This window comes from Archangium gephyra, assembly GCF_042230915.1.
Taxonomy (GTDB): Bacteria; Myxococcota; Myxococcia; order Myxococcales; family Myxococcaceae; genus Archangium; species Archangium gephyra_B.
Genome location: NZ_CP102578.1, coordinates 3,597,794 through 3,620,511, shown reverse-complemented (window position 1 = coordinate 3,620,511; position 22,718 = coordinate 3,597,794). Strand labels below are relative to the sequence as shown.

The following is a 22,718-nucleotide window of genomic DNA, read 5'->3' as shown; positions in this document are numbered from 1 at the left end:
CATGTCATCCATCGCGGCGTCGCCCTCGGGCGTGGCCATTCCCGCCCGGGCGCCCACCAACAAGTGGCTCGTCACGCTGTCGGTGACGTTCGGCACCCTCATGGGGGCCATCGACTCGTCCATCGTCAACGTGGCCATGCCCCAGCTGCGCAGCGCGGTGGGGGCCACGGTGCAGGAGATCACCTGGGCCACCACGGGCTTCGTCATCGCCACGGTGATGGTGATGCCCCTGACGGCCTTCTTCGGCCGGCTCTTCGGCCAGAAGCGGGTGTACCTGGCGTGCCTGGCGCTCTTCGTGGTGGGCTCGTTCCTGTGCGGGCTGGCGTGGAACCTGCCCTCGCTGGTGCTCTTCCGGGCCGTGCAGGGCTTCGGGGCCGGCGCGCTCCAACCCACCGAGCAGGCCATCCTCCGCCAGACGTTCCCGCCCAAGGAGCAGGCCATGGCCATGGCCCTCTTCTCCATGGCGGTGATGGTGGGGCCCGCCATCGGCCCCACGCTGGGCGGCTACATCGTCGACAACTTCCACTGGTCGTGGATCTTCTTCATCAACGTGCCCGTGGGGGTGCTCGGCTTCTTCATGTCAGCGCGCTTCGTGGAGGAGCCCGAGGACATCCGGGCCGCCAACCGGCTGGAGGCGCAGAAGCAGCGCAAGCACATGGACTGGGCGGGCATCGTCCTCTTGTGCGTGGGACTCGCGTCGCTGCAGTACTTCCTCGAGGAGGGGCAGAGCCACGACTGGTTCGAGTCCACGGAGATGCTCCTGTGCGCGCTGGTGGCCGGCTTCAGCATGGTGGCCTTCGTCCTGCGCGAGCTGACGGCCGAGGCGCCTGTCGTCAACCTGCGCCTCTTCAAGGATCCGGTCTTCACCTCGGGCACGCTGCTCAGCGCGCTGATGTTCTCCATCCTCATGGCGAGCATGTTCCTGCTGCCCATGTTCATGCAGGAGCTGCTGGGCTTCACCGCCACGCAGTCCGGGCTCACGCTGATGCCGCGCACGCTGGTGATGCTGGTGATGATGCCCATCATCGGCCGGCTCTACAGCCGCTTCCCGCCGCAGCTCTTCATCGGGGTGGGGCTGGCGCTCACGGGGCTGGGCGTCTACCACATGAGCCACTTCACCCTGGACACGGGCAAGAGCGGCATCATGGTCGCCATCATGCTGCAGGGCATGGGCTTCGCGATGATGCTCGTGCCGCTGTCCACCGTGGCGCTCTCGCGGGTGCCGCGCCACCGGCTGCCGGATGCGACGGGCCTCAGCTCGCTGCTGCGGCAGATCGGCGGCTCCATCGGGCTGGCGGTGTTCGCCACGCTGCTGTCGCGCTACACCACGCAGGCCAAGGCGGCCCTCGCGGTCCACATGTCGGCGGACCGGCCCGAGGTGCTCACCCGGCTCGCCCAGCTGCGCGCGGGCTTCATGGGGCGCGGCATGGACGCCGGCAGCGCCCAGGAGCTGGCGCTGCGGACGCTCTCGGGCATCACCGCCCGCCAGGGCGCCGTGCTCGCCTTCGAGAAGCTCTTCATGCTCGCCGCCCTGCTCTTCGTGGTGGTGATGCCCCTCGTCCTCTTCCTCAAGGCCCCGAAGCACACCAGCGGGCCGCAAGAAACCCCTCACATCGACGTGGAGATTTGAAAGACATGGCCTCGACAGCACCCCAACTGGTTCAAGGTGGAGAGCAGGCTCCCGCGCCCGCTCCGGCCCAGAAGAAGGGCCGCCGTGGCTTCCTCGTGCTCGGCGCGGTGCTGGCGGCCTTCGTGCTCGCCATTGGCGGCTACAAGGTGGCCACGCTCGGCCAGGAGACGACGGATGCCGCGCAGGTGGAGGCGGACGTGGTGCCGCTCGCCACGCGCGTGGGCGGGCAGGTGCTGCGCGTGCTCGTGGCGGACAACGCCGTGGTGCACAAGGGCGAGGTGCTGGTGGAGATCGATCCGCGCGACTACGAGGCGCGGGTGAAGCAGGCGGAGGCGGAGCTCGAGTCGGCCCAGGCGCAGGCCCAGGCCGCCGACGCCCAGTCCACCGTGGCCGAGGCCGGGGCCAAGGGTGGCCTCTCCAGCGCCCGGGCGATGGTGTCCACCAGCAGCGCGGCGGTGAGCAGTGCCGAGGCCCAGGTGTCCGTGGCCCGCGCGGCGCTCGCCCGGGCCGAGGCGGAGGCCCACCGCACGGCGTTGGACCTCGAGCGCCACGAGACGCTGCTGGAGGCCAAGGCCGTCTCCCAGAAGGCCTATGACGATGCCAAGGCCACCCGGGACGCGGCGCAGGCGGCGCTCGAGGGCGCGCGCGCGCAGCTCTCCGCCGCCGAGGAGGGCCGGCACGTGGCCCAAAGCAAGGTGGCCGAGGCCCAGGGCCAGTTCGACCAGAGCGCGCCGGTGGACGCGAAGATCGCCGCGGCCCGGGCCAACGCGGCGCTCGCCCACGCCCGGGTGAAGTCGGCCGAGGCGGCGCTGGAGCAGGCCCGGCTGCAGTTGGACTACACGCACATCACCGCGCCCGCGGACGGCCAGGTGTCCAAGCTGTCCATCCACGTCGGCCAGCTGCTGTCGACCGGGCAGACGGTGGCGGAGTTCGTCCCGCCAGAGACGTACGTGGTGGCCAACTTCAAGGAGACGCAGGTGGGCCACATGCGCCCGGGGCAGCGGGTGACGGTGAAGCTGGACGCCTATGACGGCGAGACGCTCGAGGGCAAGGTGGAGAGCCTGTCCGGCGGCACCGGGTCCCGCTTCTCGCTGCTGCCTCCGGACAACGCCTCGGGCAACTTCGTGAAGGTGGTGCAGCGGATTCCGGTGCGCATCGTCTGGGTGAAGCCGCATGGCGAGCTCGCCCTGCGCGCCGGCCTCTCCGCCGAGGTCACCGTGCACACGGACTCCTGAGTGCCCGCCCGCTGAGTGCCGTCCCCACGCCCCGGTGCCCCCGCGCCGGGGCGTGTCAGTTTCAGCGGACCCATGCGTCCGTGCTCCCTGGATTCCTACTTCCTTCCGACGGCCATGACCTCCTTCGCGCCCACGTCATCAGTCTCAGTCTCAGCGGCGACCCGCTCGTCGCGAGACCCGCGTGTGCGGCGCGAGGTGGCGCTCTGACCGGCTGAGTCCGTCAGCGCCTTCCCCGTCCGACCCCTCGGGCCCGCGTGGCTCGAGGGGTTTTTCTTTTTCCAGCGCTTTCAACCGGGCCGGCCCGGCCCACCACCAAGGAGCACTCCCATGGGCACCAAGACGCACGTCAACGTTGGCACCATCGGCCACGTGGACCACGGCAAGACGACCCTCACCGCCGCCCTCACCCAGGTGATGGCCGCGCTGCATGGCGGCAAGGGCCTCGGCTACGAGCAGATCGACAGCGCGCCCGAGGAGAAGGCCCGCGGCATCACCATCAACATCACCCACGTCGAGTACGAGTCGGCCACGCGTCATTACGCCCACATCGACTGCCCCGGGCACGCGGACTACGTGAAGAACATGATCACCGGCGCCTCGCAGATGGATGGCGCCATCCTCCTGGTGGACGGCTCGCAGGGGCCGCAGCCGCAGACGCGGGAGCACATCCTCCTGGCCCGCCAGGTGGGCGTGGAGCGCATGGTCGTGTTCATCAACAAGGTGGACGTGGCGGACCCGGAGCTGCTCGGGCTGGTGGAGCTGGAGACGCTGGAGCTGATGGCGTCCCACGGCTACGCGGACGTGCCAGTGGTGAAGGGCTCGGCGCTCAAGGCGCTCGAGGCCGTCATGGCCGGGCGCGTGGAGGACGAGGCCACCCGCTGCATCCGTGAGCTGGTGGACGCGCTCGACAGGCACATTCCGGACCCGGTGCGGGACTACACCTCGCCGTTCCTGATGCCCATCGAGGACGTCTTCACCATCTCGGGGCGCGGCACGGTGGTGACGGGCCGCATCCAGCGTGGGGTGCTCACGGCGGGGGCGGCGGTGGAGCTGGTGGGGCTGGGCGGGCCGGAGACGCGGGAGGTGGTGGTCACCAGCATCGAGTCCTTCCACCGCCAGCACCCCGAGGCCCGGGCGGGTGAGAACGTGGGGTTGTTGCTGCGCGGTCTCAAGCGCGAGGAGGTGGCTCGCGGCCAGGTGCTGTGCGCGCCGGGCTCCATCCACCCGCACGCCGCGGGTGAGGCCGAGCTGTACGTGCTCTCGGCGGGTGAGGGCGGCCGCCACACGGCGTTCGGCACCGGGTACACGCCGCAGTTCTTCTTCGGGAGTACGGACGTGACGGGGACGATCGAGGTGAAGGGCGAGGGGCTCGTGGAGCCGGGGGGCCGGGCGCAGGTGGGCTTCCGCCTGCTCCACCCCATCGGCGTGGAGCCGGGCATGCGCTTCGCCATCCGTGAGGGTGGCAAGACGATTGGCGCCGGCGTCGTCACCGCGGTGAGGTGACAGGGAGAGCGCCGCTTCCGGAGACGGGGGCGGCGCTCTTTCAATCTCTCTTTCAATCTCTCGAAGAAAGTGAGCGAAGACATCCCCTCTCCCCTCGGGAGAGGGAAAGGGTGAGGGTAGCCGGGCCCGTTCTCCCACCCGTGGCCCACACTATGCCCAGGGGGGTTGAACCCGGGTTCACCCGAAACCCTCACCCCGTCCCTCTCCCGGAGGGCGAGGGGAAATAATCGCGGTCAGGTCACGGGGACAGGTGCGTCCAGTGGGGTGGGGAGTCCTCTCCAGCGCCCGCGGATATCGGTCCATGGGCGTCCTGGGATCGGGGCCTCCCCTTCCTGGTGGCCTGGAAAGGCCGGGGTTCAACTCCCCAACGAAAGCTCCGGGAGCCTGGCGCCCTCGAGGTGCACCGTGCGGAACGGCCATGCGGGCGAAGAGCCCCCGCCGCGCCGCCGGAGGCTCCCGGAGCCGACGTCTTTGCTGAAAGAGGTGGGGCCGGTGGACATGTTCCGATTCTTCCCGCTGCTGGTATTGGCACTCGTGCTGGGCGCGGTGGCCTACAAGCTGCTCGTGCTGAAGGTGGTGGTTGCCGAGGGCTTCACCGCCCTGCTCTACCGCCAGGGCCGCTTCGTGCGCGTGTTGACGCCGGGAGCCCACCGGGTGCCGCGCCCGGGCCGGAGCACGCAGCAGGTGGACATGCGCCAGCGCTACTTCACCGTGCCCGGTCAGGACGTGCTCAGCCAGGACCAGGTGGGCCTCAAGCTGAGCCTCACCGTGCGCTTCGCGGTGGCCGAGCCCGAGCCGGCCCTGCACCGCGTGCAGAACTTCACGGACGCGCTCTACCAGGCCGTGCAGCTCGCCCTGCGCGAGGAGGTGGGCCGCCATCCGCTGGAGGAGCTGGCGGCGGGCCGCCTGGACCTCGGGCAGCGCATGCGCGAGCGCGTGGCCGCCGAGGTGCGCGCCTTCGGGCTCTCGGTGGTGGCTGTGGACGTGAAGGACGTGATGCTGCCGGCGGATCTGCGCCGCGCCTTCTCCGAGTCGCTCAAGGCGAAGAAGGAGGCGCAGGCCATGCTGGAGAAGGCGCGCGGCGAGTCGGCGGCCCTGCGCAACCTCGCCAACGCGGCGCGGCTGGTGGAGCAGCACCCGTCGCTGCTGGATCTCCGCATGCTGCAGACGCTCGGCGGCGCGAGCACCACGCCCGGCAACACCTTCGTCCTGGGCATGGGCGCGGAGCTGGCCCCCCGCGCGCGCAAGCGCCCTGCCCCCAGTGGAGCACCGGTGCCGTCTCCCGAGGAGGACGAACCCGGCTCCACCTGAGCCCGGGGCCTCACTTCTTTCCGAGGCCCGCCCGCTCCGCCGCCAGCGCCCCGAGCGCCGACCAGTCCAGGTCTCCCCTGCCCTGGGCCACTCCGCCCAGGTAGTGGTCGCGCAGGAGGCTGGCCAGGGGCATCGGCACCTCGGCCGCTCCGGCGGCCTCCAGCACCAGCCGCACGTCCTTGAGCCCCAGCTTCAGCTTGAAGCCCGCGGGCTCGTACTGCTCGTGGGCGATCAGCGCCGCGTAGCGCTCGAAGATGGGGGAGCGCGCGAACACCGACTGGAACAGCTCCAGGAACACCTGGGGCTCGACGCCCGACTTGCGCGCCAGCGCGAAGGACTCCCCGAGCGCTTCGATCATCGAGGCGATCAGGAAGTTGCCCGACAGCTTCACCACGTTCGCCGAGGACGCCCGCTCGCCGAGCACCGAGAGCCCGCGCCCGAGCGCCTCCAGCAGCGGCCGGCACCGCTCCACGTCCGCCTTCGCGCCCGCGGCCACCACCCAGAGCTGCTTCGCCTCCGCCGCCTCGGGCCTGCCGAACACCGGCGCCGACACGTACCGCTGCCCGGCCTTCGCATGCGCCTCGGCCAGCCGCTCCGAGAGCGCCACCGAGATGGTGCTCGACGAGACGTGCAGCGCCCCCTTCTCCAACCCGGCCACCAGGCCCGAGCCGCCGAGCACGGCCTCCTCCACCGCCGCGTCGTCCGAGAGCATGGAGAAGACGACCTCCGCCCCGCGCGCCGCGTCCGCTGGCGAGTCCGCGACCCGGGCGCCCTGCTGGCGCAGCGGCTCGGCCTTGGCGCGCGTGCGGTTGTAGACCGCGAGCTCGTGTCCCGCCGCGCGCAGGTTCCTCGCCATGGGTTGGCCCATGTTGCCCAGTCCGACGAAGCCCACCTTCATGCGTACCTCCTCGAGAGCGAGCCGCCAGAGGTAGCAGGAAAAGCACGAGGGCCCCAGGTCCGGAGACCTGGAGCCCTCTGAAGACAACAGTACCGGGCGCGTCAGTCCTTGACGGGTGTTGCCTTGAGGGCGGCCTTGCCCTCCTTCACGTACACCTGGAAGCGCACCGTCTTGCACGCGTACTTCTGGACGAGCTGCTCCTTGTTCTTGCGCAGCTTGGCCACGAACTTGTCGTACGTCAGGCCGTCGTTGGGCTCACCGCACTGGTCACGCGTGGCGGCGAACTCACGGAACACCTCTTGGAAGTGCTGCTCCTCGGCCAGGGCGATGGCGCCGCTGCCGGTGGGAGGAGGCGGCGGAGGCGGCATGCCCATGCCCATCATGGCCTGCATCGGCGTGCCCATGACGGGCGTGGGCGCCGAGGAGGGAGCGGCCATGCCGGGGTGGCCCGGCCGCTTGGACGGGAGGGGAACCTCCGCCGTGTTGGGACGCGCCGAGCGCGCCAGCAGCTCCTGGGGGATGGCCGCCACGCGGGTCGTCTCGGGCGGAGAGTCCTCGCCGTAGAGCGGCGCGGTGCCAGCCTGCGCGGCGGCCGCGGCGAACGGATCCGCCGCCTGCTGCAGCGTGTAGGCCGCCGTCGGCTGATCCTCGAAGGCGAACGCACCGCGACGGGCCTCCGCCGTGGCCACGCCCGCGCCCGAGTCCCCCGTGGGGAACGGGAACGCATCCGCGGCCCCGGCCTGCGCGAAGGGATCCTTGCCCGGCACCGTGGGCGAGCCGTACGGATCCGCCACCGGAGGCGGCGCGGGGAACGGGAACGCATCCCCACCGGAAGACGCGTCCGCGACCGGAGGCGGCGTGGGGAACGGGAACGCATCCCCAGACGGCTCCACGGCCTGCGCGGCCCGCGCGGCGGGAGCGGCCGGGAAGGGGAAGTCGTCCGGGCCGGGCACGGGCGGCTCCTGCGCGGGCGCCACGGGGAGCGCCGCCGCCACCGGAGCGGACGCCGGAGCCTGCTCGGCGGCCTCCTCCTCGCCCTTCTTGCCCTTCTTCTTCTTGTCCTTCTTCTCCTTGGCGGCGGGCGTCCCGGACGGAGCGGCGGCGCGGGCCGAGCCCATCACCAGCATCCACACCAGGGAGAAGCCCAGCAGGCACATCAGCCCGAAGAGGGCCATCTGCTGGTAGTCCGCCAGCGCCGTCATGAAGGGCAGCACGCTGGAGACGGCCACCACCTCCAGGCCCCCCTCGAGCGCCCGGCGCGAGCCCACCGCGAGCGGCGCCTCGCCGCCCTTGACGTCCTCGAAGCGGGTGAACATCGGCAGCTTCACCTGCGGCACCTGGGCCAGCCACCCGCGCACGCTGCCGCTGCGCACCACGTGGCCGTACTGGCCCTTGCGCAGGACCTTGAGGCCCTCGGCGGCGAGCTCCTGCTGCGCGCCCGCGGTGCCCAGCACCTTGTCACCCTGCACCAGCGCGAGCGCGGCGACACCGGAGGACAGGGCCGCGGCCTCCAGCGCCTTGGCCTCCACCAGCGGAGCCCCCACCACCAGCGTCGCGGCCACCTGCGACTGGCCACCCTCGGCGTTCCACAGCACCGGCACGGAGTAGAAGACGTGGGGCGCGTCGAACGCGTCCACCAGCACGCCCTCGCTGCCCGCCTTCAGCAGCGCCTGCACGTCCAGCGTGTCATCCGAGACGGGCTCCCCGTCGGCGCGCGCGTACAGCGAGCCCTCGGGGGTGGCCAGCGCCAGCACGAGCGAGCCCGCGAGCGGCTCGGGCACCAGCTCCTTGGCGGCGGCGCGCAGGCCGGTGAAGCGCTCGCCCGTGGGCGGCTCCACCACGCGGATGCCCTTGCCCTTGGGCAGCGGCACCACCTGCGGCTGCACGGCGGTGGCCACGTCCGGGCTCGCCGCGAGCTTCAGCGCCAGGCCCTGCACGGCGAGCCGGCGCGCATCGAAGGCGCGGGACAGCTCGGCGATGGCCGCCGTGGCCGGTGCCGAAGCATCCTGGGTGGCGCGCTCGCTCAGCGCTCCCGACACGAAGGGGAGATGCGCCACCCCGAGTCCGAGAACCAGGAGTGCGAAGACGAAAAACTTGAAGCGGACCATCGCCGACCTTTAGCCCGGGGGGTGAAGTGTCCGCTTATAGCGTCCACCGCTCGGGGCCAGCAAGAATCCGGGACGGTCCGCTTGTCCGCCTGGGAGCCCGGACACCAGGCAAGGAGTCCGGGCTCCGGCCGCGCGCTAGAAGCGCACGTCCTGGGGAAGACCCTGGCTGCTCTGCTCCCGGCGCTTCTCCACCGTGCGCTTGATGGTATTCTCCAGCCGATCACGCGTCGCGTCGATCGCCTGGAACATCGTCTCCGCCGTCTCCGTGATGTGCGTGGCCGCGAACCCCGGCATGCGCACCGTGACGCGGCACTCCTGGTCCACGCCCCCCTTCGGACCGTTGATATCCACCAGCGCGATGTCCACCTCGGTCGCCTCGTCGTCGATGTACTTGGCGATGGGGTCCACCAGATGCTGTGTGGCGTAGTCCCGCAACGAGTCCGTCAAGGTCAAATGGACTCCTCGCATCAACACCTTCATGGCGTCACCTCCCTTGGACCCTCAAGATGGACAGCCCGCCGACATTCGGTGAGAGGTTCCCGGGCCCGCTCCCTCGGCCGCTCCCCTGGCGGGTGACGGAACGCTGGAATGGCGCGGACGTTTCGGGACAACTCCTGGGTTGCTCAGTCGCATGGGAGAGCGAATCAAGGTGTTGCTGGTCGAGGATGACGGCGACAGCCGCGAGCTTCTCGCGGAGCTGCTCGAGATGGACTTCGACGTCGTCACGGCGTCCGACGGTCTGGCCGGCTTGAGGGCTTTCGAGAATGACCATCCCGACGTGGTGGTCACCGACGAGTCGCTACCCGGCATGTGTGGAACCGAGCTCGCCCAGGAGGTCAAGCACCGCCAGCCCAAGGCGGGGGTCATCCTGGTGTCCGGTTACACCAACGTGGACGCCGGCTGCTGCGACGTGGTGCTGCGCAAGCCCATTGATGTCGAGCGTTTGTCAGCCGCCGTGGGAAGCCTGGGGGAAGCAGCCAAGCACTGAGGCCGCGCGTGCTAACCTCGTGCCCGGTTGCCAGGGTGTGGTTCCTGGAGGGAGGCACGATGAAGTATTGCATGCAGTGCGGTTCCGAGTACCAGGATGGCGTGAAGGAGTGCGCGGACTGTCCCGGCAGTCAGCTGGTGGACGCGGAGGCGATGAGCCAGCGCCACATCCCGCTGTCCAGCGAGAGCGACACGCGCAAGTTCGTCCGGGCCATCACCGCGGATGACCCGCTCACCGCCGAGGACTACGTGCGGGTGCTGGAGGCCCAGCGCATCCCCGTCTTCGTCCGGCCGCGCCGCGGCGGCGCCGTGGACGTGCTCACCACCGGCACCCTGGAGCCCTGGTGGGAGATCATGGTCGGCGAGGAGCATCTGCAGCGCGCCCTCCCCCTGCTCACCCAGGAGAAGGCCCGGCTGGACTCCACCGCCGACGAGGCCGCCCGCGCCGCCGAGGAAGAGGAGCTCGAGACGGAGGCCACCGCGCCCCCGCCTGGCACCCTCTGACTCCTGGCCGTCCAGGAGGGCTCACTGGTAGACGTCTACCAGTGAGCATGTACTCCTTTATCCCACCTCAGTGGTAGACGTCTACCACTCAGCGGGGGGGAGCACGGCCGTCACGGAGAGCGCACGAGCTCGCCACCACCCGCGTCGGGGCGGCGCGGCTCGTAGAGGCTCACGCCGGACACCTTCCACTTGTCGTACTTCGCGTTGCGCGCGAGGAAGGTCTCCAGGTCCTCGTCCACCACCCGGCCGTTGCCGTCCACGCCGCGCCGGGCGTGGCGCAGCCAGGTGCGCTTGCCCTTCTGCACGACGAAGCCCAGGTGCGTCACCCGGGTGGCCTTGAGGGGCAGGTCCTCGCGCAGCACCACGAGGATGGTGCCCGAGGGCACCTGGCGCGCGTGCGCCATCACCCGCTCCAGCGGAATCATGTCCAGGCTGTAGGTGCCCCGCGGCTGGCGCGCCTTGGGCAGCCCCAGCGCCAGCGAGGAGCGCGACGTCCACGTCACCGCGGTGAGCGTCTTCTGCACCCGCACGGTGTCCTCACCGCCGTAGCGCCGCGTCACGTCCACCAGGAAGCCCTTGCGCTGGTTGTTGGGCAGCCACTGGGCCTCCATCAGGTGGTTGCGGTCCTCGTAGGTGGGCGTGTTCGCGTAGCGCAGGCGCTCGAGCACCCCCACCACCTCGGGCTCGGCGGTGGCCAGGCTCATGGCCAGCGCCTGCTCCACGAAGGTGAGGCAGTCCACCGCGTCCAGCCGGAAGGTCGGATCCGGGTCCACCCCGCTCCCCTCCCCCAGCGGCGAGTGGATGTAGGGCGTGCCCAGGAAGCGCTCGCTCACCCGCAGCAGCCGGTCCTTCAGCGGCAGGCCCGCGTCCCCGGTGATGAAGGTGGCGCGCTCCTGCGGGCTGAGCGAGGCCCAGACCACCCGGGACTCCTGCGCGGGCGCCTTGAGCGTGTTGCGCGCCGGGGCCCCGGCCGGGGCTGGAGCCGGCGAGGAGCCGGCCGCGGGCGTCTGGGCCAGCAGCGCCGAGACGAGGGCGAGCGCCTTCACTTCACGACCCCCGCCTTGCGCAGCAGCGCCTTGCGCTCGTCATCCGCGAGGTGGAGCGTCTCCAGCTCCTTCTCGTAGGCGAGCTTCTCCTCGCCCTGGGCGTTCCACGAGGCCAGCACCAGCCAGGACATCATCGTCTTGTCGCCTCCCTGGTAGAGGATCCGCGCCGCGCCGGCCGCGAGCGCGCGGTCCTTGTCCTCCAGCATCGGCCGCAGCGCGGACGCCGACTGCTTCACGGCCAGCCCCTCGTAGAGGGCCAGGCCCTGGCGGCGCACGTGCTTGTCCTCGGAGGACAGCAGCTTGCGCGCGAAGGCGAAGCCCTCGGGGGTTCCCAGCAGGCACAGGCCGCGGGCGGCGGCGAAGCGGGTGCTCTCCGAGCTGTCGTCGAGGAAGGCCTTGAGGGCCGGCGCCTGCTTCTTGTCCCCCGCGGCGCCCACCGCCTCCAGCAGCAGCACGCGCGTCTGCGGATCCGTCTCCGCGCGCGCCGCGGTGAGCAGCGCCTTGCCCACCTTCGGGTTGCCGGTAGCCCCCAGGGCGCGCGCCACCTCCCGGCGCACCCCGAGCGACTTGTCCTCCAGGAGCGGCAGCAGCACGTCGGCGCGCCGGCTGCGCAGCTTGCCCAGGCCCTGGACGGCGTACATGCGCACCGCCCCGTCCTCATGCCCGGCCAGGTTCACCAAGGTGGGCTCGGCCACGCGCGTCTCCAGCCCGGCCAGCACGGCCGTCACGTCCCGCAGGCGCCGGGGCTCCAGCACCCGAGGGAGGTACTCGATGATCATCGCCGCCGCGTGGGGCTCCTCCCGGAGAATCCGCAGCCGGGAGATGGCGGTGGGCACCGGCAGCCCTCCACCCAGCACCTGCTTGACGAGATCCTCCGTCTCCGCCCGGCGCTCCATGCGCTTCTGCACGGAAGGCGGGGCGGCCTGGAGGGCCGGAGGGGTGAGAACGAGGGCGAGCAGCAGGCAGGCTGGCAGGGTGCGCACGGCCGGTCACGATGACAAGGCCGGAGCAAGGCTGTCAAAACCCCGGCCGGGCCCGCTCCCTCCCTCGGGGATGTACGACTGACCGATTCTTGACCCTCCCCGAGTCGATTGATACGACCGGGAGCCAGTGTCTTCCAGCCCTTATCCCGAGGCCCCTTCCATGAAGCGACTCCTGGTACTGGTGGCTGCGGCGGGAGCCGTCGCCGGATGCGGCCCCCTGAGGTCCACCTCGAACCTGCTGGACGCCGAAGTGCAGATCCAGGCGGCCCGCACCGCCGGCGCCGAGAAGCTGGCGCCCTACGAGTGGACGGCCGCCAACCTCTACATCCGCAAGGCGCGGGAAGAGGTCGGCTACTCGGACTTCCAGGCCGGGGTGGACTTCGCCGAGAAGGCCGCCCGCTTCGCCGCCGAGGCCCGTACCAAGGCCATGGCCAACGCCAACGGGGAAGAAGCCACTCCTTCCCCCAGCCCCAACCCCTGACGCGAGAGCACTTTCCCGATGCGACGTCTCATCGCCTCTTCGTTGCTCCTGCTCAGCGCGGCCTGCGTGAGCGGTAACAAGGTCCGCGCGCAGTCCGAGGTCCTCCAGGCGGACATCGAGCGCGCGCGCCGCAGCGGCGCCATGCGCTGCGCCCCGGTGGAGCTCGCCACCGCCGAGGCCCACCTCGACTTCGCCCGTGGCGAGCTGAGCCAGGGCACCAGCTACCGCGCCTCCGAGCACATCCGCGTCTCCGAGACCGCCATCAAGAAGGCGCTGGAGCTCTCCAAGGGCTGCGCCCCCTCGCGCGTCACGGTCAAGGAGACGCCGGACGGCACCACTCCGCAGCAGACGGAGCAGCCCACCCAGGTGGAGATCACCCCCAAGCCGGGGCAGCAGGTGGTGGTGCAGATCGAGGAGAAGGACACCGACGGTGACGGCATCCTCGACAAGGACGATCCGTGCCCGGACCGCGCGGAGGACCGTGACGGCTTCGAGGACGCGGACGGCTGCCCCGAGCCGGACAACGACCGGGACGGCGTGCTGGACGGCAACGACAAGTGCCCGCTCACGGCCGGTCCGCTCTCCAACCAGGGCTGCCCCGAGGAGGCGCCGCGGGACAGCGACAGCGACGGCATCCCCGACAACCTGGACAAGTGCCGCGACGTGTCCGAGGACAAGGACGGCTTCGAGGACTCGGACGGCTGCCCCGAGGCGGACAATGATCAGGACGGGCTGATCGACAGCGCGGACAAGTGCCCGGATGCCGCCGGCCCCATCCAGAACGTGGGCTGCCCGCGCACCGACAAGGACGGGGACAACGTCGAGGACTCGCAGGACAAGTGCCCGGACGAGCCCGAGGACAAGGACGGCTTCCAGGACGAGGATGGCTGCCCGGACCTCGACAACGACGCGGATGGGATTCCGGACGGGCTGGACCGCTGCCCGCTGAAGGCCGGCCCGCTGGAGAACGCTGGCTGCCCGGACGATGACAAGGACGGCGACGGCGTGGTGGACCGCATGGACGTCTGCCCGGATCAGCCCGGCCAGAAGGAGATGCGCGGCTGCCCGGATCCGGACAAGGACAGCGACGGCATCCCGGACCGCCTGGACCTGTGCCCGGATGCGGCCGGTCCCCAGGAGACGCGCGGCTGCGCGGACGTGGACACGGACAAGGACGGGCTGGTGGACCGCATGGACGTGTGCCCGAACGAGGCGGGCCCCAAGGAGATGCGCGGCTGCCCGGATCCGGACCGTGACAACGACGGCATCCCGGACCGCGTGGACGTGTGCCCCGAGGAGCCCGGCGTGAAGGAGGAGCGCGGGTGCGCCAAGAAGTACAAGATGGTCGTCGTCAAGAAGGGCAAGATCGAGATCAAGAAGCAGATCAAGTTCGCGTCCGGCTCGGCGAGGATCATCGGCAAGGAGAGCTTCACCATCCTCGACGACGTGGCGCAGGTGCTGCGCGACATGCCGATGATCAAGAAGATCCGCATCGAGGGTCACACGGACTCGCTCGGCAAGGATCTGGCGAACCTGAAGCTGTCGCAGGCGCGGGCGGACTCGGTGATGGCGCAGCTCATCAAGCGCGGCATCGACCCGGGCCGGATGGAGGCGGTGGGCTTCGGTGAGGAGAAGCCCATCGACAACAACGCCACGGCGAAGGGCCGCGCGAACAACCGCCGCACCGAGTTCAACATCGTCGAGCAGTAATCCCTCCCCGACCGGGAAGGGCCAGCAAGAGGGTGCCGCGAGCCTCCGGGCCGCGAGCACCCTCTTCGTTTTTGGACGCGCGCTCATCCCTTTCAGGTAGGTCCGCGAAGGAGTGCCGCAGGGAACATGCGCTGACCCGCGGCCATTTCCCCTCGCCCTCCGGGAGAGGGACGGGGTGAGGGTATCGGGTGAACCCGGGTTCAACCCCCTGTCCCCACTTCGGACCACGGGTTGAAGAACGGGCCCGGGCACCCTCACCCTGACCCTCTCCCGAGGGGAGAGGGGACAGTTCCCCTTCGATCACTTCCCTGAAAGGGATTAGGGAGCGCCGTCGCGCGCGGTGGCCAGCTTGCCCAGCACCCGCTCGAGGTTCTTCTGGTAGGCGGGGTGCACCTTGTTGGCCTTGATGCCGAGCTCGAGCGCGCGCTGGTAGCTCGCGAGCGCCGCCTCCAGTTGGCCCGCGGCCTCCAGCGCATCACCCAGGCTGTCATGGACGTTGGGCGAGCCACCGTGCCGCTCCACGTTGCTCCGGAAGACGGAGAGGGCGGCCTCCACCTTCCCGCTCTGCAGCAGGGCGTACCCCATGAGGTTGGCCAGGTCCTCGGACGGCTGGAGCTCGTAGCCGAGCCGCTTCGTCAGCCGGGCGTACCTCGCCTCCACCTGCTCCACCTCGCCCTTGCGCGCCTGCGCCTGGGCGAGCCGCAGGTCCTCGAAGAGGGCCTCCAACCCATCGTAGAGCGTCCGGTGGGGCGTGCTGCCGTGATGGTCGTTCTCCAGGAAGGAGTAGCGCCACGCCAACCGCGCCGGCCTGGCCCGCTCCAGCTCCGCCGCGAGCCGCTGGATGGGCCCGAGCATGTGCTCCCCCTCGCTGCCCATGCTCATGTAGAGGAAGCGCTCCTGCTCGGGCAGCCGCTCGAGGGACTTCACCGCCCCGGCCACCAGCTCCCCGTCGTTCCACCAGAGGCTCGGGCTGATGGCGATGTACGCCTGGAAGCTCTGGGGGTGGTTCGTCAGGACGTGCAGGGCGAAGAGCCCGCCGAACGAGTGGCCCACGAGGACGCGGTACGGCTGCGTGCGGTAGTGCGCCTCGATGTGCGGAGCCAGTTCCTCCGTCAGGAAGCGCAGGAAGCGATCCGCGCCGCCAGCGGAGGGGAACGTCTGCGCGAAGCTCCGCGGCGAGGGGTCGTCTCCCGGCCGCAGGATGCCCCCCTTCATCTGGAGGTCAGCCCGCGGTGGAGGGGTGAGATCCCTCCCGCGGTTCGTGTTCGACACCCCCACCACGATCATCTCGGGGATGTGCGCGTTGCCGGCGAGGAACTGCACGATGCCGGTGGCGTGGTGGAAGTGCTCATCCCCATCCAGGAGGTACAGGACGGGGTAGCGATCCGAGGATGTCTCGTACCCCGGCGGGAGGTAGACCCGGAAGCCGCGCTCCTCCTCGAGGATGGCGGAGCGCAGGCCGTGCTTCGCCCCGAGCACGAGGGGCTGTCCCTCCGGAGGAGGGGTAGAGCCCACCCGGGATGACATCGACTGGCAAGCGGAGAGGAGGAGGACCGCACCCATCAACGAGAGAAGTCGGCGCATGGGGCCGACGCTAGCATCAGGCCCAGAGCTCCTGCTCGAGCGTGGCCACCAGGGAGGCGGCGACCTCGGGAGAGGGCATACCGGCCTCGGTGACGAGCGCGGCGTCCAGCGGCAGGGCCACCTCCTCGCGCAGCGTCGCCACGGCCTCACGCTGGGCCTCGCGCAGGGCGGCGCACTCGGCGGGGGACAGCCGCTCGCGCGCCCAGCGGTCGATGGCCCAGGACAGCTCGGCGTGCCGCGTCTCGTCATCGGCGATGCGCGTCATGGCTTCGCGAACCTCCGCGTCCTGGGCGTGCAGGGCCTGGTGGTGCCCCACCAGCGCCCCGAACGTCTCGCGCACGCAGCCCTCCACCGCGTTCTCCAACGCAACCTCGAAGAGGGAGCGCAGGGGCAACTCCTCCACCTGGGGCCGCCGCGGCGACGCACCGAAGCGGCGGGCGAGCCGCGTGCTGACGTCCGTGTGCATCACCTCCTCCAGCGCGCTCACCAGGGCCGCGTCCTGCAGCGCGACGTCCGCACCATGCAGGGCCAGTTCCTCCCGCAGCCGCAGGAAGGCCTTGATGGAGGCGGCCTCCAGGTGCGCGGCGGACGCGAAGTGGCGGCCCAGCGCGTCCGTGCAGGCCACGCCCTCCGAGTCGCGCAGCCCCACGGGCCGCCGGCCGATGACGCAATTGGGGTTGCCCCGCTCGATGACCTGGCTGCGCACCTCCTTCACCTCGCCCGAGGCGGACACGTCCAGGACGAACTGCGTCACCGCCGTGCCGGCCCCGCAGGTGTGGCCGCGGGTGCCGATGACGCTGAAGCCGCCCCCGGTGTTCGCCCGCACCGCGCCGCGCTCCAGGTCCTCGCAGGACAGGTTGTAGTTGGACGCGAAGGCGAGCAGCGCGGCCTCCTGCGCCGTGTCGATGGGGCCCAGGAAGACCTTGAGCGCCTCCAGCGTCGTGTGGGCCGTCACCTCGTCGCCCCGCGTCGTCGCGACGTAGTACTCGCTGCACAGGTCGAGGCAGGACCTGCGGAAGCCACTGCTCGAGGTGAGGTTGCTCAGGGCCGACTCGCACGCCGCCTTGTCGGAAGCCGTCGCGCACGCCGTCCCGGAGGAGGCCACCACCGCCTCGGCGAAATAGCCCCCGCCCGGGTTGCTGCCAATGGACCGCAGTTGCACGAGGTCCGCCGGCACCGCGGGAGACAGGCCGCTCACGGCGGGGGAGCCGTTCTCACAGGCGGGCGCGGAGTAGCCCGTCAGGTCCACGCTTCCGCAGCCGGCGAGCACCAGCGGAGAGGCGAGCGAGGCGCGCAGGGCACGCGAGAAGAGGTGGCGCAGCAGGGGCGAGTCCATGGATGGCTCCGGTGGGAATGAGGTGCGGCTCCCTGGAGCAACGAGGATGCCATGGCCTCCCCTCCCCTCTGTCCGGAGCATTGGACGGCGGAGAAAGCGCGCGCCTGGCACCCTCCCGGGCTCAGAAACCTGAGAACCGGCTCGGTTTTCGAGGACTCGACTTCTGACGGCGGAGGTCACATCTTTGGAATGAACTTCGGAGGTGGGGACATGGACGCGGAGGTGAGAGCCACGCTGGAGCGAGCGGGATTTCAAGCGCAACGGACCGAGCTGCTGCGGATTCCCATCGAGGTCAGCCCCCAAGGAGGGGGCAGGCCCCTGGGCGAGGAGGTTCCGGTGATGGAAGCAGGGAGTCCGGGATTGGCGATGCTGAAGCTCAAGCCCTGCGCCCAGCTCTGGACGGGAACGGCGGTGCCGCCGTCCATGGCGGGGACGCCGCCCGAGGAGTACCAACCCTTCTTCCTCATGCTGGAGATGACCGCGGCCAACTACTGCGCGACGACGCGCAAGGTGGTAGCGGACGCCGAGTTCGAGCGGCTCTACCGGCAGCTTCGCCGCCGCCCGGATGGGACGGAGGCCAACCCGCTCTTTTCCTACCTGCGAGCAGCGGCACGTCTGTACCTGTCCCTCCGGAACGTGAGCCGGGCCGAGTTCGAGGCGGTGGCTCAACGGCTCAGCCAGTCCGCCCGGCATTTCGCCTCACACGTGGGCAGCACCAACTACTACCAATTGGTGCTGCACGATCTCCTCGGGGCCTGAGGGGAAGTGCGAGCTACCCGCAGGCGAGCCGCGTCAGCCGTCCTTCAGCAGCTCGTGGAGGACCTCGGTGGCATAGGAGCCCTTGGGCAGCTCGAAGGTGAGCACCAGGTCCTCCCCGTCCACCTCCAGCGAGGGGTTGCCGAGCCGCACCCGGTAGGGCCTGCGCCCGCCCTGCGTCTCGTCACCGCCGCGCCGGAAGTCGTCCAGCGTCACGCCCTCGTCCGCGAGCAGCTTCGCCTCGGCCTCGGCCACGGCGTGGGCGGCCGCGGTCATCTTCGGGCCGAAGAGGGGCCCGGCGGGGCTCACCTCGAAGGCGGCCGTGCGGGGCCCATCCACCTCGGGCGCCTCGCAGACGAAGAGGCCGCCCGAGTCCTCCTTGCGCAGCACGTCGCCCAGGAGCGCCGTGTCGAAGGAGCCCGCGCGCAGCCGGTCCACCAGGGCCCGGTTGAAGAGGCGCGACTGGAAGGCCGAGAGGTACAGCTTGCGCTGGAACTTGTCGGGCCGGCGCGGCAGCCGCTGGCCCAGCACCAGCAGGCGGCCGAAGTCCGCGTTGTCACCCTCGCGGCCGAAGCGCTGCTCGCCGAAGTAGTTGGGCACGCCCCGCTCGCCCAGCCGGGTGAAGCTCTCGCGCGCCGCGCCCACGTCCTTCACGCCCCGCAGGCGCAGCCGGAAGCGGTTCCCCTTGAGGTGCCCGGTACGCAGCTTGTTGCCGTGGCGCCGGCTCCACAGGACGCTCACGCCCTCCAGGGCGAAGTCCGGCAGCCGCGCCTCGGCCCGCGCGGGCACGGAGAGGAGCTGCCGGGTGATGGCCTGCCGGTCCTTCATCCCCGCCACGCCCACGTCGCCCTCGTCCACGCCCAGCGCGGTGGCCAGGGCCTTCACCACCTCGCGGGTGTCCCGGCCGCGCTTCTCCAGCCAGAGGTAGAGGTGCTCCCCCTCCCCCGATGGCTCGTAGGCGGGCAGCTCCTCCACCTCGAAGTCCTCGGGGACGAGCTTGAAGGCGCCGCCGCACCCCGGCACGTCCTCCGTCAGCCGGGGCCGCTCCGCGCTCATGTCAGGACCCACCGAGCGAGGCGAGCATGTCCTTCACGCGCCGGGCGAGGTCCTCGTCCGCGCGCGACTCGAGCAGCTCTCCCGCCTGGAAGAGGAGGAAGAACATCACGTCGCTGAGCGCCTGCCGGAAGGAGGCCAGCGGCTCCGAGCCCAGCGAGCCGCGGAACTGCTCGTAGGCCGTCACCAGCTTCGTGTCCGGCAGGCTGCCGTCCGGCGCGAAGGCCAGCCCCGCCAGCACCGGCGAGGAGGACAGCGCCTGCCCCGAGAGCGCGGCGTTGGCCGAGGCGATGAACTCGCGCGCCAGGCCCTGCTTGGACACCTCGGCGGCGATCTCCCGGAAGATGAGGTTGAAGACGCGCACCACCTCGCGCACGTCCTGCACCGGCGCCTGCTGCTGCGGCTGGGTGATGGCGCGCAGGCCCGACTGCGAGTGGCGCACCGACGGAATGCCGGTGGAGGACGGACGCACCACGGGAATCCCCATGAAGGCCTTCGGACGCACCGCGGGAATGCCGGACAGCGACTGCATCGAGCCGCCCAGGGGCTTGTCGGACAGCTGGACGAAGCCGCCCTCCAGCAGGCCGTAGACGACCTTGGTGACGTCGAACTCGGACAGCCGGGCGCCCTGCCCCAGGTCCAGCACCGTGCGGCGGCCATCCACCAGGCCCAGCACCTTGTCCTCGTCCGGCTCCAGCCGGGCGTTGGCCATGCCCTTGCGCAGCACGTAGAGGCGGCTGTGGGGGATGCGTTTGCGGAAGTGCGCCAGCTCGTCGATCTTCCGGATGCTGTCCATCAGCAGGCTCTGCGTGGACAGCTGGATGTTGTGCCCGAGCTTGTCCTCCACCGGCTGGTCCACCAGGAAGAAGCTGCCCTCCCGGCACAGGACGATGGCGTGGAAGATCTCACTCACCTGGTGGGTGACGCACTTGAACAAGTCGTGCGCCTGGAGCAGGCCCCGCTCCACCAGGGCGCGGCCAATCTTGGAGGGGGGATGCTCGCGCAGCACCGTCTCCAGCTGGGTGCGCTCCAGGTAGCCCAGCCGGACGAGCACCTCGCCGAGCCGGTCCGCCGCCACGTCCGAGGTGGCGCCGCGCACCTCGCCCTCGCGCAGGATGACGGAGCGCTCGCCGCCGGGGGCCTGCACGCGCACGATGCCGCTCCAGCGCGCCTGGCTGAGGAAGGCGATGAGGTCCGAGAGGGGGAAGCCGGAGGCGTCTCCGGAGAGCACCACGCGGGGGGTGGGCAGCGAGCCCCCCTCGGCCGGCGTGCGCGAGAAGACGAGCAGATCCGGCGAGGTGGGCTGCAGCACGTACGAGCCCGTGCGGCCCGCCAGCGCTGGTGGCTGCGGCTGTTGCGGCGCCTGCCGCTCGTCGGGGACGAGCTGGGGGCCATCGATGCGGAAGCGCTGGCTCATGTCACCGTCAGTCGGCGGCCCACGCGTTGTTGTTCGCGCGCCACTCGAGCTCGTCTTCCAGGGTATGGGTGAGCGCCTCGTCGGTGAGGCCCATCTGGGCGTCGTAGACGCGGCCGTTGAAGAAGATGCTGGGCGTGCCGCGGATGCCGGCCGTGGTGCCCAGGGCCTTGTACTTCTCCAGCTCCTTGGCGTAGGTGCCGGCCTGCAGCGCCTTCTGCAGCTCGGCGCCCTTGAGGCCCAGCTTGTTGGCGATGGCCACGATGTTGGCGGGCGAGAGGTTCTGCGCGTTCTCGAAGAGCGCGTCGTGCATCTCCCAGAACTTGCCCTGGTCCCGCGCCCAGAGCACGGCCTGGCCGGCGGGCACCGCGTTGGCGTGCATGGGCAGCGGGAAGGGCACGTTGCAGAAGCGCACCCGGCTGGCGTTCTTCTTGGCGAAGGCCTCCAGCAGCGGGCGGGCCTTGCCGCAGTAGGGGCACTCGAAGTCGGAGAACTCCACCAGCGTCACCTGGGCCTTGGCGTCGCCCATGCACATGCGCGGGTCCACCTCGAGCTTCTGCCGGGGGGCGCGGAAGGCGGAGTAGTACTCGGAGAGGGCCACGATGATGTCGGTGGCGGGCACGCCGGCGACGGCCTGCCGGGCGGCGAGCCGGGTCATGCGCTTGGCGTGCTGGCAGGTGGTGTGGCCCTTGAGGCACTGGCCCAGGGTGTGGGGGCAGCCGCAGTAGCAGAACTCGTCGGAGAGGACGGTGGACAGCTCGCGCTGCGCGGCGGGCGGCAGGGCGGAGAAGTCCATGCCGGGGATGCCGGAGAGCATGGAGCCCCCCGAGCCGCCCGTGGCGGGAACGGCGGCCTGCGCGGGAGGGGCCGCCGGGGCCGGGGTGGACGGCTTGGGCGCGGTGGGCTGGGCGGGCTGGGCCGCCTCGGAGTTCTTGGAACAGGCCGGGAGGGCCATCAGCGCCAGGGTGAGCGCCAGGAGGACACGGTTGCGGCGGTCGGGGTGCACGGGCCGGTCTTAGCGATGCGCGCGGGGCTTGTAAAGCGACGCCGGCTCTGCCAGGGAGGGACCCCGTCCCATGCCCAGAATCCTCCTGCTGCATACCGGCGGCACGTTGGGGATGGCCGGAGGCCGGCCGTCCGCGCTGCGCCCCGCCGCCTTCTTCAAGACGCTCAAGTCCCGCTGCCCGGAGCTCTTCCGGCTCGCCGACATCGAGCTGGAGCTCTTCTCCAACCTGGACAGCTCGGAGATGCAGCCGGAGCTGTGGAGCGGGCTGGCCGCCCACCTGCACCAGCGGCTGCCGGACTTCGACGGCGCCGTGGTGACGCACGGCACCGACACCCTGGCCTACACCGCCAGCGCCCTCTCCTTCATGCTGCCCGGGCTGCCCAAGCCGGTGGTGATGACGGGCTCGCAGCGGCCCCTGGGTGAAATCCGCTCGGACGCGCGGCTCAACCTCATTGACGCGGTGCTCTCCGCCCTCCAGGGCCCCCCCGAGGTGAGCATCTGCTTCGACTCCCACCTCTACCGGGGCAACCGCACCCGCAAGATGAAGGTGTCCGAGTACGACGCCTTCGACAGCCCCAACTGCCCCCTGCTGGGCACGCTGGGAGTGGATGCCACCTTCGCTCCGGGTCTACGCCAGAAGGGCCCCTTCCGCCTGCGCCAGAAGCTGGAGCCCCGCGTCTTCCTCCTCAAGGTGTTTCCGGGGTTGGACCCCGCCCTGCCCCTGGCCCTGCTGCCCCATGTGCGCGGTCTGGTGCTGGAGGCCTACGGCGCGGGTAACTACCCCAGCGATCCTTCGCTCGGCCGTTCCCTGCTGCCCCTCTTCCAGGAGGCCCGCAAGCGGGACGTGCCGGTGGTGGTGGTGAGCCAGGCCTACCGCAACGGGGTGGACCTCTCGCTCTACGAGTCCGGGGCGGCGGCCCTCCGGGAGGGGGCGCTGAGCGGCGGGGACATGACCCCCTCGGCGGCGCTGGTGAAGCTGATGCAGGGCCTCGCCTACCACCGGGACAGGGAGGCGCTGGCCCGCTTCATCGAGACCCCAATTGTCGGGGAGATGACCGAGCGGGCGGCCATTGTGCAGGAGCTCCCGGTCAAAAAGTCGAGGCGCGCGCGTTAGGAGCCGACCATCCCGGGGTATCCGTCCCGAGGCCTGCTTGCTGCTAACAATCCTCGACC

At 70.8% G+C, this 22,718-nt stretch carries 20 protein-coding genes; 10 read left to right on the top strand and 10 right to left on the bottom strand.

Annotated elements, in window-relative coordinates:
* Window position 1: 1 nt before the first annotated feature.
* The 4 genes from NR798_RS14600 to NR798_RS14585 all read left to right on the top strand — a co-directional run bounded on the left by NR798_RS14600 (window position 2) and on the right by NR798_RS14585 (window position 5,679).
* Window positions 2-1,630, top strand: a complete 1,629-nt coding sequence (locus tag NR798_RS14600; RefSeq protein WP_375772071.1) for a DHA2 family efflux MFS transporter permease subunit — start codon at window positions 2-4, stop codon at window positions 1,628-1,630.
* A gap of 5 nt (window positions 1,631-1,635) precedes the next feature.
* Window positions 1,636-2,865 carry an HlyD family secretion protein gene (locus NR798_RS14595; RefSeq protein ID WP_375772070.1) on the top strand — a complete coding sequence of 410 codons (1,230 nt, stop codon included), beginning with the start codon at window positions 1,636-1,638 and terminating at the stop codon, window positions 2,863-2,865.
* Window positions 2,866-3,192: 327 nt separating this feature from the next.
* A complete protein-coding gene (gene tuf, locus NR798_RS14590) occupies window positions 3,193-4,368 on the top strand; it encodes an elongation factor Tu (RefSeq protein ID WP_375772069.1) in 1,176 nt (391 codons plus the stop codon).
* Window positions 4,369-4,866: 498 nt separating this feature from the next.
* Complete coding sequence (locus NR798_RS14585; RefSeq protein WP_375772068.1) at window positions 4,867-5,679, top strand: slipin family protein; 813 nt, start codon at window positions 4,867-4,869, stop codon at window positions 5,677-5,679.
* Between the two features lie 10 nt (window positions 5,680-5,689).
* On the opposite strand, the gene NR798_RS14580 is transcribed toward NR798_RS14585, so the two are convergent.
* The 3 genes from NR798_RS14580 to NR798_RS14570 form a co-directional block, all read right to left on the bottom strand.
* A complete protein-coding gene (locus NR798_RS14580; protein ID WP_375772067.1) occupies window positions 5,690-6,577 on the bottom strand; it encodes an NAD(P)-dependent oxidoreductase in 888 nt (295 codons plus the stop codon).
* 101 nt (window positions 6,578-6,678) lie between these two features.
* Window positions 6,679-8,685 carry an MXAN_5187 family protein gene (locus tag NR798_RS14575; protein WP_375772066.1) on the bottom strand — a complete coding sequence of 669 codons (2,007 nt, stop codon included), beginning with the start codon at window positions 8,683-8,685 and terminating at the stop codon, window positions 6,679-6,681.
* 135 nt (window positions 8,686-8,820) lie between these two features.
* Window positions 8,821-9,153, bottom strand: coding sequence for an HPF/RaiA family ribosome-associated protein (locus tag NR798_RS14570; protein WP_375773765.1), 333 nt, complete (start codon window positions 9,151-9,153; stop codon window positions 8,821-8,823).
* 163 nt (window positions 9,154-9,316) lie between these two features.
* On the opposite strand from NR798_RS14570, the gene NR798_RS14565 reads away from it, so the two are divergent.
* Both NR798_RS14565 and NR798_RS14560 read left to right on the top strand, forming a co-directional pair.
* Window positions 9,317-9,673 (top strand): response regulator, encoded by a 357-nt coding sequence (locus NR798_RS14565; RefSeq protein ID WP_375772065.1) that lies wholly within the window; start codon window positions 9,317-9,319, stop codon window positions 9,671-9,673.
* Between the two features lie 59 nt (window positions 9,674-9,732).
* Window positions 9,733-10,176 (top strand): hypothetical protein, encoded by a 444-nt coding sequence (locus NR798_RS14560; protein ID WP_375772064.1) that lies wholly within the window; start codon window positions 9,733-9,735, stop codon window positions 10,174-10,176.
* A gap of 110 nt (window positions 10,177-10,286) precedes the next feature.
* Here the strand turns inward: NR798_RS14560 and NR798_RS14555 are convergent, their stop codons facing one another.
* Window positions 10,287-11,222, bottom strand: coding sequence for an N-acetylmuramoyl-L-alanine amidase-like domain-containing protein (locus tag NR798_RS14555; RefSeq protein ID WP_375772063.1), 936 nt, complete (start codon window positions 11,220-11,222; stop codon window positions 10,287-10,289).
* Window positions 11,219-12,205 carry a HEAT repeat domain-containing protein gene (locus tag NR798_RS14550; RefSeq protein ID WP_375772062.1) on the bottom strand — a complete coding sequence of 329 codons (987 nt, stop codon included), beginning with the start codon at window positions 12,203-12,205 and terminating at the stop codon, window positions 11,219-11,221. Before NR798_RS14550 ends, NR798_RS14555 begins: the two co-directional genes overlap by 4 nt.
* Before the next feature lie 160 nt (window positions 12,206-12,365).
* On the opposite strand from NR798_RS14550, the gene NR798_RS14545 reads away from it, so the two are divergent.
* Entirely contained in the window at window positions 12,366-12,686 is a 321-nt protein-coding gene (locus NR798_RS14545; protein WP_375772061.1) for a DUF4398 domain-containing protein, read from the top strand.
* Window positions 12,687-12,704: 18 nt separating this feature from the next.
* The gene (locus NR798_RS14540) at window positions 12,705-14,396 is read left to right on the top strand and encodes a thrombospondin type 3 repeat-containing protein (protein WP_375772060.1); all 1,692 of its coding nucleotides are present in this window, start codon (window positions 12,705-12,707) and stop codon (window positions 14,394-14,396) included.
* Between the two features lie 318 nt (window positions 14,397-14,714).
* On the opposite strand, the gene NR798_RS14535 is transcribed toward NR798_RS14540, so the two are convergent.
* Window positions 14,715-15,875, bottom strand: coding sequence for an alpha/beta hydrolase-fold protein (locus NR798_RS14535; RefSeq protein ID WP_375772059.1), 1,161 nt, complete (start codon window positions 15,873-15,875; stop codon window positions 14,715-14,717).
* A 121-nt stretch (window positions 15,876-15,996) separates the two neighbouring features.
* A complete protein-coding gene (locus tag NR798_RS14530) occupies window positions 15,997-17,316 on the bottom strand; it encodes a ferritin-like domain-containing protein (RefSeq protein ID WP_375772058.1) in 1,320 nt (439 codons plus the stop codon).
* A 189-nt stretch (window positions 17,317-17,505) separates the two neighbouring features.
* On the opposite strand from NR798_RS14530, the gene NR798_RS14525 reads away from it, so the two are divergent.
* On the top strand, window positions 17,506-18,075 hold the full coding sequence (locus tag NR798_RS14525; protein ID WP_375772057.1) for a hypothetical protein: 570 nt from the start codon (window positions 17,506-17,508) through the stop codon (window positions 18,073-18,075).
* Between the two features lie 33 nt (window positions 18,076-18,108).
* Here NR798_RS14525 and truD read toward each other — a convergent pair whose 3' ends face one another.
* From truD to NR798_RS14510, 3 genes are read right to left on the bottom strand one after another with little or no spacing between them, the layout of a single operon-like run.
* The gene (truD, locus tag NR798_RS14520; protein WP_375772056.1) at window positions 18,109-19,128 is read right to left on the bottom strand and encodes a tRNA pseudouridine(13) synthase TruD; all 1,020 of its coding nucleotides are present in this window, start codon (window positions 19,126-19,128) and stop codon (window positions 18,109-18,111) included.
* 1 nt (window position 19,129) lies between these two features.
* Entirely contained in the window at window positions 19,130-20,542 is a 1,413-nt protein-coding gene (locus NR798_RS14515) for a DUF4388 domain-containing protein (RefSeq protein WP_375772055.1), read from the bottom strand.
* A 7-nt stretch (window positions 20,543-20,549) separates the two neighbouring features.
* Window positions 20,550-21,545, bottom strand: coding sequence for a DsbA family protein (locus NR798_RS14510; protein WP_375772054.1), 996 nt, complete (start codon window positions 21,543-21,545; stop codon window positions 20,550-20,552).
* A gap of 70 nt (window positions 21,546-21,615) precedes the next feature.
* Between NR798_RS14510 and NR798_RS14505 the strand changes: the two genes are divergently transcribed.
* On the top strand, window positions 21,616-22,659 hold the full coding sequence (locus NR798_RS14505) for an asparaginase (RefSeq protein WP_375772053.1): 1,044 nt from the start codon (window positions 21,616-21,618) through the stop codon (window positions 22,657-22,659).
* Window positions 22,660-22,718 lie beyond the last annotated feature (59 nt).